Genomic DNA, 15004 nt, shown 5'->3' on the forward strand with positions numbered 1-15004 from the left:
TACATTTTTCAACAAGGAGTTCACATGCTTTCTACATTAATCACACACGAATTAAAGAATATTTTTTTCAGTCCAAAATTTTTTCTGACATTCGCGGTTGTTACGCTGTTGCTATTACTCAGCGTTGTTGTCGGAATCAATCAATTCAATAACGCCACAAGGCAATATGAAACAACAACCCAGCTTGTTCAACAGGAAATGCGTGAAGCGCGCGGGTGGATGAGTCTGAACAACAAAGTGCTCCGAAAACCTGACCCGATGCAAATTTTTGTTTCAGGGATTAATAACGACATTGGGAGAATGTCCGGGGTCAACAGTTTCAACGGTATCAAACTAACGAACAGCACCTATTCCGATGATCCAATCTATGCATTATTCCGATTCGTGGATTTTGCATTTATCGTTACGGTTGTATTCTCACTGCTCGCTATTCTTTTTACCTACGATGCAATCAACGGCGAAGCAGAACGAGGAACGCTGCAGTTGACATTCTCCAACGCTGTTCCACGGACTCGGTATATCATTGGAAAATTCATGGGAGCGTGGCTTGGCTTGGTGATTCCTCTCCTGCTTCCAATACTGCTTTCGCTCTTATTATTGCTGGTATGGAATGTGTCAATGACATCGGATCATTGGTTGAAGCTGATCTCACTGTTCGGTGCAGCATTGTTGTATTTGACATTCTTCATTGCACTCGGGATCTTTCTTTCAACAACCACCAAGCGTTCATCCGTTTCGTTTTTATTTTCGCTTGTCATTTGGGTTTGCTTAGTCTTTATTGTTCCGCGGGCCGGTGCAACCGTTGCGGGACAAGTCATCAATGTGCCGACCGTTGCGGAGATTGAATCGCAACGGGATACGTTCTCCAAAGATCGATGGATGCAGTACGAAAAAGTAATGAGCGACAAATGGAAAATACGCAACGAGCCAACACAACGTATGACCAAAGAAGAGCGCGAAGCTTTTCGCGAAGAAAAAATGTGGGAGTGGATGGAAGAAGATGACCGTGACCGCAAACAGGTGCAGATTGATATTGATGAATACACCAAGAAAGTGAACGAAGACCTCCGGAACAAAAAAGCGGAACAGGAGCGTTTTGCATTTACCCTTTCCCGATTCTCACCGACATCGGCATTTCAACTTGCCGCGATGAATCTTGCCGGAACGGATATTGCTTTAAAAACACGATATGAAGATGCATTACAGAATTATCGAACGATCTTCACAACGTATAAAGACAAAAAGCAAAAAGAGAGCGGCGGTATGGGAGGAATTCGAATTGAAATGAACAGCGATGCCGGTATCAAGATCGATACCGGGCGCGAAAGAGGTGTATTGGATACATCAGATATGCCGCGATTCGATCATCCAATCCACACATTCAAAGACGGGATCACACCTGCCATTATTGATTTTGGACTGCTTGGAATTTTTTCGTTGGTTGCGTTTTCGGGAGCTTTTGTGCGGTTTTTACAGTACGATGTGAGGTAACGATTCAATATCAGGTGTATGATATCTTAAAGATGTTCTGTACCTGATACTATTTACAAGTGACGAATACGCTTGTATGATGACATGTAAATAAAATGAATCATCTATGGAAAAGAACAAACAAAAGAAACTTGAGGCAGCGGGTTGGAAATTTGGTAGTGTTGATGAATTTCTCAATCTCAACCAATAAGAAGCTGCATATATTGAATTGAAACTCTCGCTTGGTAAGAATCTTCAAAAGCGACGGCGCTCTCTAAATATTACCCAGAAGGACTTTGCTAAAATGATAAAATCAAGCCAATCTCGTGTTTCAAAAATGGAATCCGGTGATCCCACGGTCACAATTGATTTATTGGTAAAATCTTTATTGATGCATAAGACGCCAAAGAATTCTCTTTCTCGCATCCTTCCTCGATAACTCTCTACAAGGCTGCCTTACGGAGTGGAGCTAATCTGCGTGGTAACATTCCAGCGTGATGGATTCAGTTTTTAAATTACTGATAACTATTTGTATCATAAGTTGTCATTTGAGAACTCAACAATTAAAACTCAATGCGCGTTCGCGGTTACCACGTCAACTTGAGCGACTGGTTAGGGCGCATTTTATTTTAGTAATAGAAGTGTTTTTGCTCGAGTAAATCCATTTGATTGAATTTGACAGAGATAAACTCCGCTTGGTAAATTGTTTGCGTAAAACTCAACTTTATGACCCCCACTTAATTTCACTCCATGCACAAGAGTTTGTACTTCTTGTCCAAGCATATTAAAGATAACAAGCTTCACAAAAGAACTTTTAGACAAATTGTATTCAATTGTTGTTGCTGGATTAAAGGGATTCGGATAGTTTTGTTTCAATTCAAGTGCGAATTGCGACTGGAGTTCTATTTGTTTTACACCAAGTGTTGTCTGGACAGTTCGGAATACTCCGTCTGCATATGTACCGGCAAACAGAATTCCGGCAGAATTAACCGCCATTGAAGGGATCGTTTTTTGCATTGTTCCGAACGTTGTCCAATTGGAACCATTATCCGTTGAACGTATTACTCTGTTGCCCCCTGAACCGCCAAAAATATGTCCGTTGGAGTTGAACGCAAGGGATCGAAGAACAGCAGAGACACCCTCATGTTTTATGAGATCCCAGTTATCACCATTATTGGTTGAACGATAAAGTTCTCCGTTGCAGTCAACAATCGTATACAGATCACCATTGGGCCGGGAAACAATTGTATTCACAATACAATTTGCCACTAATCCATTATTGACTGCAACCCAATCGGTACCATTATTCGTGGAACGGAAAATTCCCCATGCAGGACCGCCGAACGATGCGCCCGCAAAGAGATGGCCACTGGAAGTGACTGCTATTCTCCAAACATTCGTATCCTTCAATCCTATGTTCGTCCAATTCACTCCGCTATTCGTTGATTGATACACTCCGCCTGAACCTACTGATCCACCTGATGCCGCGAACAGATGACCACTTGAATTCACTGCAAGATCGTACACATAATATTGAAGTCCAGTCTTTACGGAGATCCACAGTGAACCGTTATTTGTCGAACGAAAAACACCATCACCTCCTGCATAGATGCTGCCGTCGACATTCACAACCAGAGCACGAATATCAAGGTTTGTGATCCCGGAATTTACTGCGGTCCACGTGGTACCGTTATTAGTGGAACGAAATATGCCGGAATCACGATTCACAGCGAACAGATGATCGTTGGAAGTAACAATGAGCCGTTGAATGTTCCCATTCACAGGTCCGCCTGTTTGCTCCCAAATGTCAGTTTGAGAATACAACGTGTTACTGCAAATTATAAAATAAATTAAAATACATACTTGTAAAATGTTTTTCATGCTGCCTCCTGTATGATGATGATTTTTTATACCCATAAATGCACTCTAACGGACTGGAGCTAACCTGCGTGGTAACGTTTTTGCGCGAACGCAAGTGTTTTTAATTTATTCATATCTTCCGCTAACGTATGCTGTGTTTAGAAATTTCAACTTTGAATAACAAAATTGCGGACGCGGTCACAACGTCAGTTTGAGTGACTGGTTAGCCTGCACCGTTGACTACGACCTTTATTTGGTCTATATTGTAGTCATCTAATTCAGGAGTCATATTATGAAGCTAAGTACTGCCGTAAAACCCATCAGTTATCTTAAAGCTCACGCATCAGAGCTAATTCGAGATATTACAACCAGCCAGCAAACCTTGGTTGTTACCCAGAATGGTGAAGCTAAGGTTGTAATGCAAGACATTCGATCATATGAGCGCATGCAAGAGACGCTAGCTTTGTTAAAAATTCTTACTCGAAGCAAGCAGAATATTTTACGCGGTCAATCAAAGTCCCTTGATGCTTCCTTCACCAACCTCGACAAACGAATAGCGGCATTCAAAAATGAAAAAGTATGACGTTGTCATTGATGTAGAAGCCGAAAACGATATTTTCGCCATTTACACGTATATCGCCATAAATGATTCAGTTGAAAAAGCTGACAAAATTTACGTTGCGCTACGTAAAACCTGCAATAGATTGAAGACTCTTCCATTTCGAGGCCATATCCCTTCCGAATTATTCGATATTGGAGTAGTCGAATTCCGTGAATTGCACTACAAACCCTACCGGATATTCTATTCGATCGACTCTAACATAGTCTCTATTCATTGTGTTATTGATGGAAGACGAGACATCCAGACCATTCTCCAAGAACGTTTGCTGCGCTAATTCGGTGCGGGCTAACGGACTGGAGCTAAGTTGCGTGGTAACTTGTCCGCCGTCTTTTTGGCGGACGTTTTTACGCGAACGCGACCTTGATTAATTTGCTGATAACTGTTTGAATCGTATGTCGTGCTTAAATATTTCAACGTTGAATACAAAAATCGCGTTCGCGGTTACCACGTCAACTTGAGCGACTGGTTAGGCAACACAGGTATATTGATTTATCATATAAATGATATTATATTGATACAAAAAGGAGCATCGCAATGCCAACCATTCGACCAATATCAGATCTCAGAAATAAATCAAATGAGATCTCCAATTTCGTCCACAACTCAAGTGAGCCAATTTTCATCACCAAAAACGGCGAAGGTGATATGGTAGTAATGTCTATTGCACATTATAGCCAATTACAGAAAAAACTCGAACTATATTCAAAACTTGCAGTAGCCGAATCTCAACGAACTGCTGGTGACAAAGGTCGCCCTCTTGATAAAATTATGAAAGACATCCGGAAAAAGATTCGTGGCTAAAATCAAATATACCACACGACTCTTATCCACAGCAGAACAAGACTTTAATGAGATTATCGACTATATCTTGGGGGAAAATGTTTCGGCTGCCATTTCCATTGCCGATAAAATTGAATCTAATCTTCAACTTCTCGAACGCAACCCACAATTAGGGCGGATTCCAAATGATGAAGAGCTGCTTCGATTAGGATACAGATATCTAATAGTGCTTGAATATTTAGTATTCTATAAAATCGAAGATACAACCATCATTGTTTATCGCATACTCCACGGAGCTCGTAATTATAAATCCCTTCTTTAACGACTGCCTATTCTGTGTTGCCTAACGGACTGGAGCTAAGTTGCGTGGTAACGTTTTTACGCGAACGCGAACTTGATTAATTTATTTAAAACTACCGCAATCGTATGTTGTGTTTAGAAATTTCAACTTTGAATACAAAAATCGCGTTCGCGGTTACCACGTCAGGTTGAGCGACTGGTTAGGCAACATATTTTTGAAAATATCTTTTGGTACCTATGGTTTTTTAAACAAAATTAATTTAAGATTTTCTTGAATAGAAGATTTGGCAGGAGCATAACCCCATGAATAATGATATTCTGTTGGCCCATGTTCATCTTCAAATATCATATAATCAGAATACTTCTCGATTTTGATTGGGTATGAGATGACGTAGGTTCGATTCGGAACACTAATAGAACCTCCTACTACTGGAGCATTGAAATGAATTACATTACTTGAAGTAATTATTGTAAATTGTGAAGTTTCGTTTACTGCATAATACTTATGAGAATACCCTATCCCTATAAATTCCGAAGTACGAACAGAATCATTCATAATCTGTCGAACAGTAAGGACCGTATCTTGATTGACAATCGAAGACTTTAATATTTTCCATTCGTGAATCCCCCATTGTTTCGAATATTCTAGGGATAAATCATTGCGGCCTAATTTAGAATATGAAAATTGCCAGGATGTACCAATGGGCAATAACAGTTCATAATATCGCTTCTGAGTTCTGGGATTAATTGTTATTAGTGCAGATGTGGTTGTAGATCTTATTCCATCACTAAAAATTGACGATACGTGATACATTCCAAGATGTGAGTACACATGGTAAATAGTGGTGTCTAATACTCGATTCAAATTTGAAAATATCAAGATTGTTCCATCTGTAAAATCGACAGATCCACTGAACAATGTGCGATCGTATGCATGAAGTTTAATTTTTAGCGTGTCGCCATAGCTGAGAGATGTTGTATCGGTAGTTATGGTTACGATTGGCGGAGGGTCTGATACTGTGACATCAAGATTCTTTGTTGTAACTTTTTCACCATCACCAAATGATGCTGCAACGGAATATGCTCCAGAATGCGAATAAATGTGTTCAACAGTTGTATCCAGAACATGACTCAAATGAGGAAATGTCATTATCGTCCCATCTTTGAAGTCGAGGAACCCATTTGATAATGAAAAATCATCAGCATGGAGAGTAATCCTTAGCGTGTCCTCAAATAAATTAAGAGTTGATTTATTTGGTACTAGTGTTAAGGTCGGTGTGAAGAAGTTTAAAACCATAACCCTGATATTCTTTGTGGATGTATTCTCCCCATCGTTAAATGATGCTGAAATACCGTAGAAACTTTGAGATTTGTAGTAATGAAAAAGTGTTGTATCGATAACCGACTCCTTAATACTAAATACAACAATATTACTATCGCCGAAATCCACCGATCCGTTTTTTAATGTCGCATCCGAAACATGAAGGGTAAGTTTTAAAGTATCCCCAAATAACATACTTGAATCAATTCCTGTAATTGTAATGACCGGCGGTTCGTTTACTATATTATGTTTGGAGGGAACAGGAGATTCACAAGAAATAATAAAAAGTGAAAGTGGAATTATGCTAATGAGTATTATATTTAATTTCATATGACCTCGTTTTTGTTGCCTAACGGACTGGAGCTAACCTGCGTGGTAACGTTTTTACGCGGACGCAATGTCGATTAACTTGCCGATTACTAAATGTGTCGTATGTTATGTTTAGATATTTCAACTTCGAATACGAAAATTGCGGCCGCGGTTACCACGTCAGGTTGAGCGACTGGTTAGGCAGCAAGATCACATTTCAATGTCGAAAGTTGGTAAATCATTATTACCTTCAACTCTAAATTTGCACTTTGCTGATACTTTTATTTCTATGACGGGTCTTCCCATACCTATTAATGAATAAATAATTCGTGCTTGTTTCCCATTACTAGTAATTAATTTTGAATCAGGACCTGTTGAAAAGGCGCCGCCATCAAGGTGAGGCCAAATGTCTTGTATTACACTTAAATTTAATCCTAAAATTGAAACACCTATGGCAATTGTCCCCAATGGCTCATTTTTAGTAGTAATGAAAAATAATTTAAGAGTATAGCCATCAGTATTTTGCGTCACTTCTTTTTTGTGAAATCGTATGGCATTAGGTTGAGCAAGTTTTTTTGTTTCAATTATTTCATTTTGTAATTTTTCTAATGCTTCGTCTATTTTCAAATTAGGATACTTTTTTACTGCTAATTTTATGAATGGTTCTAATTTGTCTTTAACTTCACTAATTTTAGATTGAAGTATTAAACTACGATCCCCCGAATTCTTTTCACTGTTATTTATTACTTTTAACAAACTATCTAGTTGAATTTTTAGACTATCATTCTTTCTAATTAATTCTGCTTGAACATCCTCTTGTTTTTTTAGGCTAATATTTGTTTCAATATCATCCAGTATAATTGTAAAAGCACTGAACAATAAACTCAAAATCAAAAGAACAAGGAATCCTCTTTTGATGTACTTATTTTTCGATATTTCCTTACTCCAATACTTTTCAACAATTGCAATAATGAAAAGTATAATCGAACCTAATAATTTTAGTATCATATTGTTTATTGCTGCCTAACGGACTGGAACTAAGCTGCGTTGCAACGTTTTATCGCGGCCTCGAAAACACTATTTGTAATTTCGTTTTCTCTTCCGCTGTCGTATGTAGTGTTTTCGTTTTTCAACTTATGATTAAAACCCAAGCCGCGATTGCAACGTCAGCTTGAGTGACTTGTTAGGTGGCTGCTATTATATTTGTAGTTTGCCGAGTTTTAAAAAACTGTTTTTTAACTTGTGCGTTCGCAAACTACATACACTTCAGTTTTAGAGCCAACGGCGTGCGAAGCCAATTTTAGATTCGTAAAAACTCGAACCTCAATACAATTTCTCTTGATAAACTTGTTTAACTCCGTAAAATCTTCAATTGGCGCACAAACGCTGACTGCCATTTACACTTTTTTCGCCGTTGGCGCAGCCACCTAACGGACTGGAGCTAAGCTGCGTGCAAATGTTCCAGCGCGTTGGTTGTATTTTTAAATTAAAAATGAAGTCGCGTGTACTATGTTGTGTTTAAATCTTACAACACAATCCGACTAAGAGCGACGGCGATTTGCACGTCAGCTTGAGCGACTTGTTAGGTGGCTGCTATTATATTTGTAGTTTGCCGAGTTTTGAAAACTGTTTTTTAACTTGTGCGTTCGCAAACTACATACACTTCAGTTTTAGAGCCAACGGCGTGCGAAGCCAATTTTAGATTCGATTACACTCGAACCTCAATACAATTTCTCTTGATAAACTTGTTTAACTCCGTAAAATCTTCACTTGATGCACAAACATTGACTGCCATTTACACTTTTTTCGCCGTTGGCGCAGCCACCTAACGGACTGAAACTAAACTGCGTGCAAACGTTCCAGCGCGGTGGACTGTGTTTTTAAATTGCTGATAACTATCGCTGTCGTAAATTGCCATTTGAGAACTCAACACTCAAAACTCAGAGCGCGTCGCGGTTTGCACGTCATGTTTGAGTGACTGGTTAGCCCGCTGAAACTATTTTTTGAAACGCTATATTGTTGGCGGCTGATGTAAAATACAATTATTGAAAACCACAAAACTTGAATAATAGAAACTAATTTTTTGTTTTAACTTTTTGGCATCAACTGAGCTCGCAAACTTTTACAAAACTCGACTTTGATTTACATTTTTGCCGCCAACAATGCGGGCTAACGGACTGGAACTAAGCCGCGTTGCGAATGCTTTTGCGGCCTCGGTGCCCGATTAAATTTAAAATGCAGTTTCGTATCGTAAGTTGTGTGTAGATCAGTTGACACTTGATAAGAAAATCGCCGCCGCGTTCGCAACGTCGGCTTGAGTGACTGGTTAGCCAGCGTTACATTAATTAATCCAAGATTCACCTGATATGATGCCGGCCAATTTTGTTTCAACATATCTCGCATAATTGTTTATAACTTCTCTTTTATTATCAACATTGAAAGATAAATTGAGCTTTGAAAATTCATCGTCAGTTTTGAACATATCATTGATCGATATGAATACTTTCTCATTAAACGACTTGTAAATAAATGGAAAATACTTTGGATATAATCTTGTGATATTACACTCCATTATTCCGCCAGTATATGCCTTAAGTATAATATGGATAACTCTATTTCGCTTCTTGGATCTGAATATTACTCCATACTCAGGGCCGGCATCATACGATTCTTTTGAGTACTTCAACGATACTAAATAGGCAAATGCTTTTTCGACTTCTTCAAGCACATCAGTTTTTGTCTTCATACTTAATATTGTAGAATGCTATTCAACGCTGGCTAACGGACTGGAGCTAAGTTGCGTGGTAACGTTTTTACGCGAACGCGACCTTGATTAATTAATTTAAAACTGCTTCTGTCGTATGTTGTACTTAAATATTACAACTTTGAATACAAAAATCGCGTTCGCGGTTACCACGTCAACTTGAGCGACTGGTTAGGTTGCAGTTTAAAAGTTACCGAATAATGCACCAAGTGTTATTCCGTAAACATTGAATCCTTGATTGAATTCAGAAAAACCTCCCAAGTACATTCCGAAATATTGAAACCTAAGTTCTAAATCTAATTCTACAATATTGGTAGAATACTTCTCAGAAATGAAATCATATTCATTATCTAACAACTTATAAACAATAATTTTTCCTCGTTTAATCAATTCACCTTTGCCTATACCATATTTTCCGTTTATCAATAATTCAGGAAGATTTCGAAATGGTTGAATTGATATTCCAACTAAATATGAATATGAAGTAATTTTTTCAGGAGGTTCTATTAATGCAAATTCATTATTTCTTGTTCTATCAACTTTAAAAAGAAGATGATAATAACTTACTGAAACGCCAAGTCGTGCTACAGTTCCTCCTTGAGATTCTTGATAACCTCCACGAGACAACCCAAATCCCATATTTCCGTATGCAATAAACTTTTCTAAGTCTTGACAGAAAGCATTAATTGTGAACAATATCAACAAACAAATTATCTTCATAGTGTGATGTTTACTGCAACCTAACGGACGGGAGCTAACCTGCGTGGTAACGTTCCAGCGCGAGGGATTCTGTTTTTAAATTTAAAATGATGTCGCGTATCGTAAGTTGTCATTTGAGAACTCAACACTTAAAACTCAAAGCGCGTCGCGGTTACCACGTCAGGTTGAGCGACTGGTTAGCCGGCTTACAGTTATATTATTTAGCATTTAGAAACAGTTCAGTAAATGTTGAATCAAAATATACCCATAGTGAAACAGAAATAACCAATACGCTTATGGTTATTACATAATCCAAATAGGATTCCTTTTTTACATTATCGATACCGCTAAACTCTTTCACTATATCTCTATACTTCTGTTTCCAGAAGAACAAATAATACTGAATAAGAGCAGAGACTATTAACATCGATATTCCAATGGTCTTGTTAACAACTATGATAGGATGGTTGATAATTAAAGATATTAGGTCAAAAATCGTCCATAAATTTAACCAAAATATTAAAGCCATTCCAAGTGTAGATCCAAATTCTGGATCAATAGAATTAAAACTAAGACTGATCTTATAATGTCTATAAAATAAATATCTCCACATTTTCATTTTAACTCGTACAATATATTTTTAAGCCGGCTAACGGACTGGAGCTAAGCTGCGTGCAAATGTTCCAGCGCGTTGATTATATTTTTAAATTAAAAACGAAGTCGCGTGTACAATGTTGTGTTTAGATTTCTCAACTCAATCAGTTCAAGAGCGACGGTGATTTGCACGTCAGCTTGAGCGACTGGTTAGGTGGCAGACGGTGTTATTTCTTTTTACGTTTCTTCCACAATTTATATTTTTTAATGTCTTCACCAATCGATTTTAATACCCACATTATTACAGCGGCATCATCAATTAAACCACCAGGTAAAAAATCTGGAATTAAATCTATTGGCGTAATCAAATACACCAATGCGACTATAATTAGTATTAAAGTCTTTGTTGGTATTGTCGTGTATTTACCCGAATACCACGCCTTCAGTATTTCCAGTAACAATTTTAAATCTTTGAGAAAAGATTTCACTTCAATCGGATATTTTTGTGTGTAACTACCAACGGCTGCCAAAAGTCTTTTAATCTTTTTAGGATTTGAAAGATAATCAGTCGCTTGTTTATAATACCTTGTTAATCCTGTTGGTTTCGCCATAACTACTTCTTTAAATAAAATGAAATACCTGTTACTGCCACCTAACGGACTGGAGCTAAGCTGCGTGGCGATGTTGTACCGCGGACGCAACGTTGATTAATTTTCCGATCACTATCGATGACGTATGTTGTGTTGAACTTTTTCAACTTTGAATAACAAATTTGCGGCCGCGATCGCCACGTCGGCTTGAGCGACTGGTTAGAACACACGCGGTAGAATATTAGATTAACAAATCTTCTTACCGGATTTCCCACGGTTTCCCATTAATTTGGAGTGGATACTTTAAATACAAACCTATTTCTTTAATACTTGATTTTTCTTTTCGTGAGGTGTACTCATAATATGGAAATAGGTAAAATCCTATAAATGGAGTTACGCTCAAACCAATATCTGTTTCTCCATTCTCCAAAATCCAAGTGGGGCCGACAGATAAGCCAACCGATGTTGAAGTAGAGCTACCTTGAGCTCCCAAGTGGATTTTCTTTCTACCATTCCAGTAATTGATATCCAAAACAATGCCATATAAAGCACTTTTACTACCTTCTCCTGTAAGACTAACTTCGAAACCATATGTGAAACCACCATTTTCAGAGAATATATATCCTAATTTAATCCCGGGATTCAACCATATACGTGATTGTGAAAAAAGTTTATTTGAATTGAAAAACATCGTTGTAATAAAAATAAAGAAGATGGATATAAGTTTCATCTTATCCTCACGATCAATGCAAACAACTACGAATTAAATATTTCGTGTGTTCTAACGGACTGGAGCTAACCTGCGTGGTAACGTTTTTACGCGGACGCAAGCTTGATTGATTAATTTAAAACCATTTCTGTCGTATGTTGTGCTTAGATATTTCAACATTGAATACAAAAATTGCGGCCGCGGTTACCACGTCAGGTTGAGCGACTGGTTAGGCAGCGCGTATTAAGTATGATCCTCGATTTCGACTGATAGATTAAGTATGCGATAAATAGCATCCATTAATTGCATGGCATCATTATGAACTTTCTTGATTGAATTGAACCCGCAGGAATAAATGGTAATTGAATCTCCATCTGTTAATAATACCTTCATCTTGCCAGTGAATGTGTAGTAATTAATCGCAGATATAGAGAATACTACATTACTTATCGATTCCTTATCAATAGTTGTATTAGAAGAATACTCCTTAAATATTTCTTTTGTCTCAACAACAATCTGATCATTCTCTATTGTTATAGAGATTGGGGCAGTTTCGTTAAAGGACCAAGTAACCATGACCATGACAAACATGGAAATGATTGATACAATAATCATGATTTCATGGTAATCAGAAAGAATGAGTCCCCATATCAACCCAGGTATAATTATCACGAATCCAATCCACCAGTAGTTTTCGGATTCATCCAAAAGAGCCATGAATTTTGTCTTGGTGTCTTCGTAGACTACATATTTTTGCATATCAATATCTGTAGAGTGTTTATTTCGCGCTGCCTAACGGACTGGAGCTAAGCCGCGTTGTAACGTTCCAGCGCGCCGCGATTGATTATTAATTTGCTGATAACTATTTCTATCGTAAGTTGTCATTTGAGAACTCAACACTCGCAACTCAAGCGCGGGCGCGGTTACAACGTCGGCTTGAGCGACTGGTTAGCCCGCAATGGAAATTAAATCGCAGACTGTTTTGACTTTGTACGACATCTTTAAAGAACACAACTATTTAATTTACAGAAATTGTTGGCGGTTGGTGTAGCCATGTTAAATTGAACAACAACTTTTGAATGTTAAAGAACGATTTGTTTCTATTTCTTGTTGCTTAAACAAAACTCGATTTATAAACCTCGCTCGCCCCATATTTTACTTTTGCCGCCAACAATTGCGGGCTAACGGACTGGAGCTAACCTGCGTGGTAACGTTTTTACGCGGACGCAAGCTTGATTAATTTGCTGATAACTATCGCTACCGTATGTTGTGTTTAGAAATTTCAACATTGAATACAAAAATTGCGGCCGCGGTTACCACGTCAGGTTGAGCGACTGGTTAGCCTGCACATCTATTTTAAATTATAACTTTTCAATTCCATCACTGCTAATAAATATGGTATTCGTGTTGATGTAGAGAAACCATACGCTTCAATTTTTGCAACACCTTTCTCAGAAACATAAGCAATCTCATAACCAATTGTGAGTACTGATGGGATATTCATGCTATCAATTCCATATATATTTTTATTGGTAACATATTTATAACAGTTAAATTCTCCAGCTACTACGAGAATATTGCTGTTTATCGATTCAATGGTAGTCGTATCATAGGTTGTTTGATTAAATACTGATGGGAATAAATATTTCGAATTTACTGAAGCAGGATATTTATAGGTCAACAATAGAGACTCTCTAATAATAGAGCCAGAATCTCTATGTGAGTATACTTCATAATAACCGTCATTTTTTTCAATTGCCAACTTCGATATACTATTTGAGGCTTTTGCAGTATCCTCATTAATAATATAGAATTGGTCAGTTGCAATCATTGTATCGCGCAATATCCTTCTATAATAATTATACGATTCAGTGACATTTCCATTCTTATTATATATCCTAAAATTATAAGTCCATGAATTACCGATTGATAGATTCATCCGTGGTACAGCTGCCGGACCACTTCGAATATCTACAACATTTTCTTTACAACTCTGCAAGAACATTACAACAAGTATTGAAACAAAAATCACTTTTTTCATATTATTGGAATAGCTGATTGTGCAGGCTAACGGACTGGAGCTAAGTTGCGTGGTAACGTTTTTACGCGAACGCGACCTTGATTAATTTGCTGATAACTGTTTGAATCGTATGTTGTGCTTAAATATTTCAACTTGGAATACAAAAATCGCGTTCGCGGTTACCACGTCAACTTGAGCGACTGGTTAGGGCGCCTTACGATAAAAACGTCCTTGGTACAGAGAATATATTTCTGTAAAGTTAGCGCTTGTATCATTGGGATCATTATAATTATCAATTGTTATTTCATACGAACCTGGTTCGATTTCTTTTTTAGATTTAATATTCTTTATCACTGTTTCTGAATATGGACCATTTCTGTCTATAACCTCGATATTACCTTCCAAATTCAACGATAGTAAATATCCCTCCTGATAAGCATCGGGATAATATGAAATAAACACTAAAATTAGATTTTTTGAGATCCGATGATATAGATAATTGTTTATTGGTTTTACCTTATTTGATTTTATGTCAAATAAAGATTTGGCTTTGCCATATCCTTTCGATTCTAAAAAAATAGATATTTTTTTATCAGTCAGAATCTTAAACCCTATATTTGAGTATCTTTTGGATTGACTTTCCGATATTGTTAATAAAAAAAGTATGCTAATTACTATTCGTATCATATTTTTAGGCGCCCTAACGGACTGGAGCTAACCTGCGTGGTAACGTTTTTACGCGGACGCAATGCCGATTAACTCGCCGATTACTAAATATGTTGTATGTTGTGTTTAGAATTTTCAACTTTGAATACAAAAATTGCGGCCGCGGTTACCACGTCAGGTTGAGCGACTGGTTAGGCGCACACATCGAATTCGTGCATTCACGAACTGACCTGCTTTTGCGTGGTGTGTCCCAAACCATCTTTATCTTTATCCTACTCTCTTCATCTGTTCTCGTCGCTT

At 37.7% G+C, this 15004-nt stretch carries 16 protein-coding genes; 6 read left to right on the top strand and 10 right to left on the bottom strand.

Features of this window, described 5'->3' with window-relative positions; genetic code table 11:
• Window positions 1-24: 24 nt before the first annotated feature.
• The gene (locus WDA22_17140) at window positions 25-1491 is read left to right on the top strand and encodes an ABC transporter permease subunit (GenBank protein MFA5835207.1); all 1467 of its coding nucleotides are present in this window, start codon (window positions 25-27) and stop codon (window positions 1489-1491) included.
• Window positions 1492-1699: 208 nt separating this feature from the next.
• On the top strand, window positions 1700-1909 hold the full coding sequence (locus WDA22_17145; protein ID MFA5835208.1) for a helix-turn-helix transcriptional regulator: 210 nt from the start codon (window positions 1700-1702) through the stop codon (window positions 1907-1909).
• Between the two features lie 185 nt (window positions 1910-2094).
• Here the strand turns inward: WDA22_17145 and WDA22_17150 are convergent, their stop codons facing one another.
• Window positions 2095-3351 carry a T9SS type A sorting domain-containing protein gene (locus WDA22_17150; GenBank protein MFA5835209.1) on the bottom strand — a complete coding sequence of 419 codons (1257 nt, stop codon included), beginning with the start codon at window positions 3349-3351 and terminating at the stop codon, window positions 2095-2097.
• Window positions 3352-3622: 271 nt separating this feature from the next.
• On the opposite strand from WDA22_17150, the gene WDA22_17155 reads away from it, so the two are divergent.
• From WDA22_17155 to WDA22_17170, 4 genes are all read left to right on the top strand, one after another.
• The gene (locus WDA22_17155; GenBank protein ID MFA5835210.1) at window positions 3623-3913 is read left to right on the top strand and encodes a type II toxin-antitoxin system Phd/YefM family antitoxin; all 291 of its coding nucleotides are present in this window, start codon (window positions 3623-3625) and stop codon (window positions 3911-3913) included.
• The gene (locus WDA22_17160) at window positions 3900-4226 is read left to right on the top strand and encodes a type II toxin-antitoxin system RelE/ParE family toxin (GenBank protein ID MFA5835211.1); all 327 of its coding nucleotides are present in this window, start codon (window positions 3900-3902) and stop codon (window positions 4224-4226) included. Before WDA22_17155 ends, WDA22_17160 begins: the two co-directional genes overlap by 14 nt.
• Before the next feature lie 260 nt (window positions 4227-4486).
• Window positions 4487-4753 (top strand): type II toxin-antitoxin system Phd/YefM family antitoxin, encoded by a 267-nt coding sequence (locus WDA22_17165; GenBank protein ID MFA5835212.1) that lies wholly within the window; start codon window positions 4487-4489, stop codon window positions 4751-4753.
• The gene (locus WDA22_17170; protein ID MFA5835213.1) at window positions 4746-5054 is read left to right on the top strand and encodes a type II toxin-antitoxin system RelE/ParE family toxin; all 309 of its coding nucleotides are present in this window, start codon (window positions 4746-4748) and stop codon (window positions 5052-5054) included. The genes WDA22_17165 and WDA22_17170 overlap by 8 nt, the downstream gene beginning before the upstream one ends.
• A gap of 213 nt (window positions 5055-5267) precedes the next feature.
• Here WDA22_17170 and WDA22_17175 read toward each other — a convergent pair whose 3' ends face one another.
• From WDA22_17175 to WDA22_17215, 9 genes are all read right to left on the bottom strand, one after another.
• The gene (locus WDA22_17175; GenBank protein ID MFA5835214.1) at window positions 5268-6683 is read right to left on the bottom strand and encodes a hypothetical protein; all 1416 of its coding nucleotides are present in this window, start codon (window positions 6681-6683) and stop codon (window positions 5268-5270) included.
• A 189-nt stretch (window positions 6684-6872) separates the two neighbouring features.
• Window positions 6873-7670 carry a hypothetical protein gene (locus WDA22_17180; protein MFA5835215.1) on the bottom strand — a complete coding sequence of 266 codons (798 nt, stop codon included), beginning with the start codon at window positions 7668-7670 and terminating at the stop codon, window positions 6873-6875.
• 1333 nt (window positions 7671-9003) lie between these two features.
• Window positions 9004-9408, bottom strand: coding sequence for a hypothetical protein (locus WDA22_17185; protein ID MFA5835216.1), 405 nt, complete (start codon window positions 9406-9408; stop codon window positions 9004-9006).
• A gap of 201 nt (window positions 9409-9609) precedes the next feature.
• Entirely contained in the window at window positions 9610-10146 is a 537-nt protein-coding gene (locus WDA22_17190; protein MFA5835217.1) for a hypothetical protein, read from the bottom strand.
• Between the two features lie 196 nt (window positions 10147-10342).
• Complete coding sequence (locus WDA22_17195) at window positions 10343-10552, bottom strand: hypothetical protein (protein MFA5835218.1); 210 nt, start codon at window positions 10550-10552, stop codon at window positions 10343-10345.
• A gap of 394 nt (window positions 10553-10946) precedes the next feature.
• Window positions 10947-11330 carry a DUF1232 domain-containing protein gene (locus tag WDA22_17200; GenBank protein MFA5835219.1) on the bottom strand — a complete coding sequence of 128 codons (384 nt, stop codon included), beginning with the start codon at window positions 11328-11330 and terminating at the stop codon, window positions 10947-10949.
• 238 nt (window positions 11331-11568) lie between these two features.
• Window positions 11569-12039, bottom strand: a complete 471-nt coding sequence (locus WDA22_17205) for a hypothetical protein (protein ID MFA5835220.1) — start codon at window positions 12037-12039, stop codon at window positions 11569-11571.
• 222 nt (window positions 12040-12261) lie between these two features.
• Window positions 12262-12777 (bottom strand): hypothetical protein, encoded by a 516-nt coding sequence (locus tag WDA22_17210; protein MFA5835221.1) that lies wholly within the window; start codon window positions 12775-12777, stop codon window positions 12262-12264.
• Between the two features lie 592 nt (window positions 12778-13369).
• Window positions 13370-14059 carry a hypothetical protein gene (locus WDA22_17215; protein ID MFA5835222.1) on the bottom strand — a complete coding sequence of 230 codons (690 nt, stop codon included), beginning with the start codon at window positions 14057-14059 and terminating at the stop codon, window positions 13370-13372.
• Window positions 14060-15004: the final 945 nt, after the last annotated feature.

Source organism: Bacteroidota bacterium (genome assembly GCA_041658205.1).
Lineage (GTDB): Bacteria > Bacteroidota > Ignavibacteria > UBA10030 > UBA8401 > UBA8401.

Bases quoted from the DNA above. Each gene is read 5' to 3' on its own strand.
- WDA22_17140 (MFA5835207.1), top strand. From the start codon at position 25: ATGCTTTCTACATTAATCACACACGAATTAAAGAATATTTTTTTCAGT.
- WDA22_17150 (MFA5835209.1), bottom strand. From the start codon at position 3,351: ATGAAAAACATTTTACAAGTATGTATTTTAATTTATTTTATAATTTGC.
- WDA22_17155 (MFA5835210.1), top strand. From the start codon at position 3,623: ATGAAGCTAAGTACTGCCGTAAAACCCATCAGTTATCTTAAAGCTCAC.
- WDA22_17160 (MFA5835211.1), top strand. From the start codon at position 3,900: ATGAAAAAGTATGACGTTGTCATTGATGTAGAAGCCGAAAACGATATT.
- WDA22_17165 (MFA5835212.1), top strand. From the start codon at position 4,487: ATGCCAACCATTCGACCAATATCAGATCTCAGAAATAAATCAAATGAG.
- WDA22_17175 (MFA5835214.1), bottom strand. From the start codon at position 6,683: ATGAAATTAAATATAATACTCATTAGCATAATTCCACTTTCACTTTTT.
- WDA22_17180 (MFA5835215.1), bottom strand. From the start codon at position 7,670: ATGATACTAAAATTATTAGGTTCGATTATACTTTTCATTATTGCAATT.
- WDA22_17185 (MFA5835216.1), bottom strand. From the start codon at position 9,408: ATGAAGACAAAAACTGATGTGCTTGAAGAAGTCGAAAAAGCATTTGCC.
- WDA22_17190 (MFA5835217.1), bottom strand. From the start codon at position 10,146: ATGAAGATAATTTGTTTGTTGATATTGTTCACAATTAATGCTTTCTGT.
- WDA22_17195 (MFA5835218.1), bottom strand. From the start codon at position 10,552: ATGTTAATAGTCTCTGCTCTTATTCAGTATTATTTGTTCTTCTGGAAA.
- WDA22_17200 (MFA5835219.1), bottom strand. From the start codon at position 11,330: ATGGCGAAACCAACAGGATTAACAAGGTATTATAAACAAGCGACTGAT.
- WDA22_17205 (MFA5835220.1), bottom strand. From the start codon at position 12,039: ATGAAACTTATATCCATCTTCTTTATTTTTATTACAACGATGTTTTTC.
- WDA22_17210 (MFA5835221.1), bottom strand. From the start codon at position 12,777: ATGCAAAAATATGTAGTCTACGAAGACACCAAGACAAAATTCATGGCT.
- WDA22_17215 (MFA5835222.1), bottom strand. From the start codon at position 14,059: ATGAAAAAAGTGATTTTTGTTTCAATACTTGTTGTAATGTTCTTGCAG.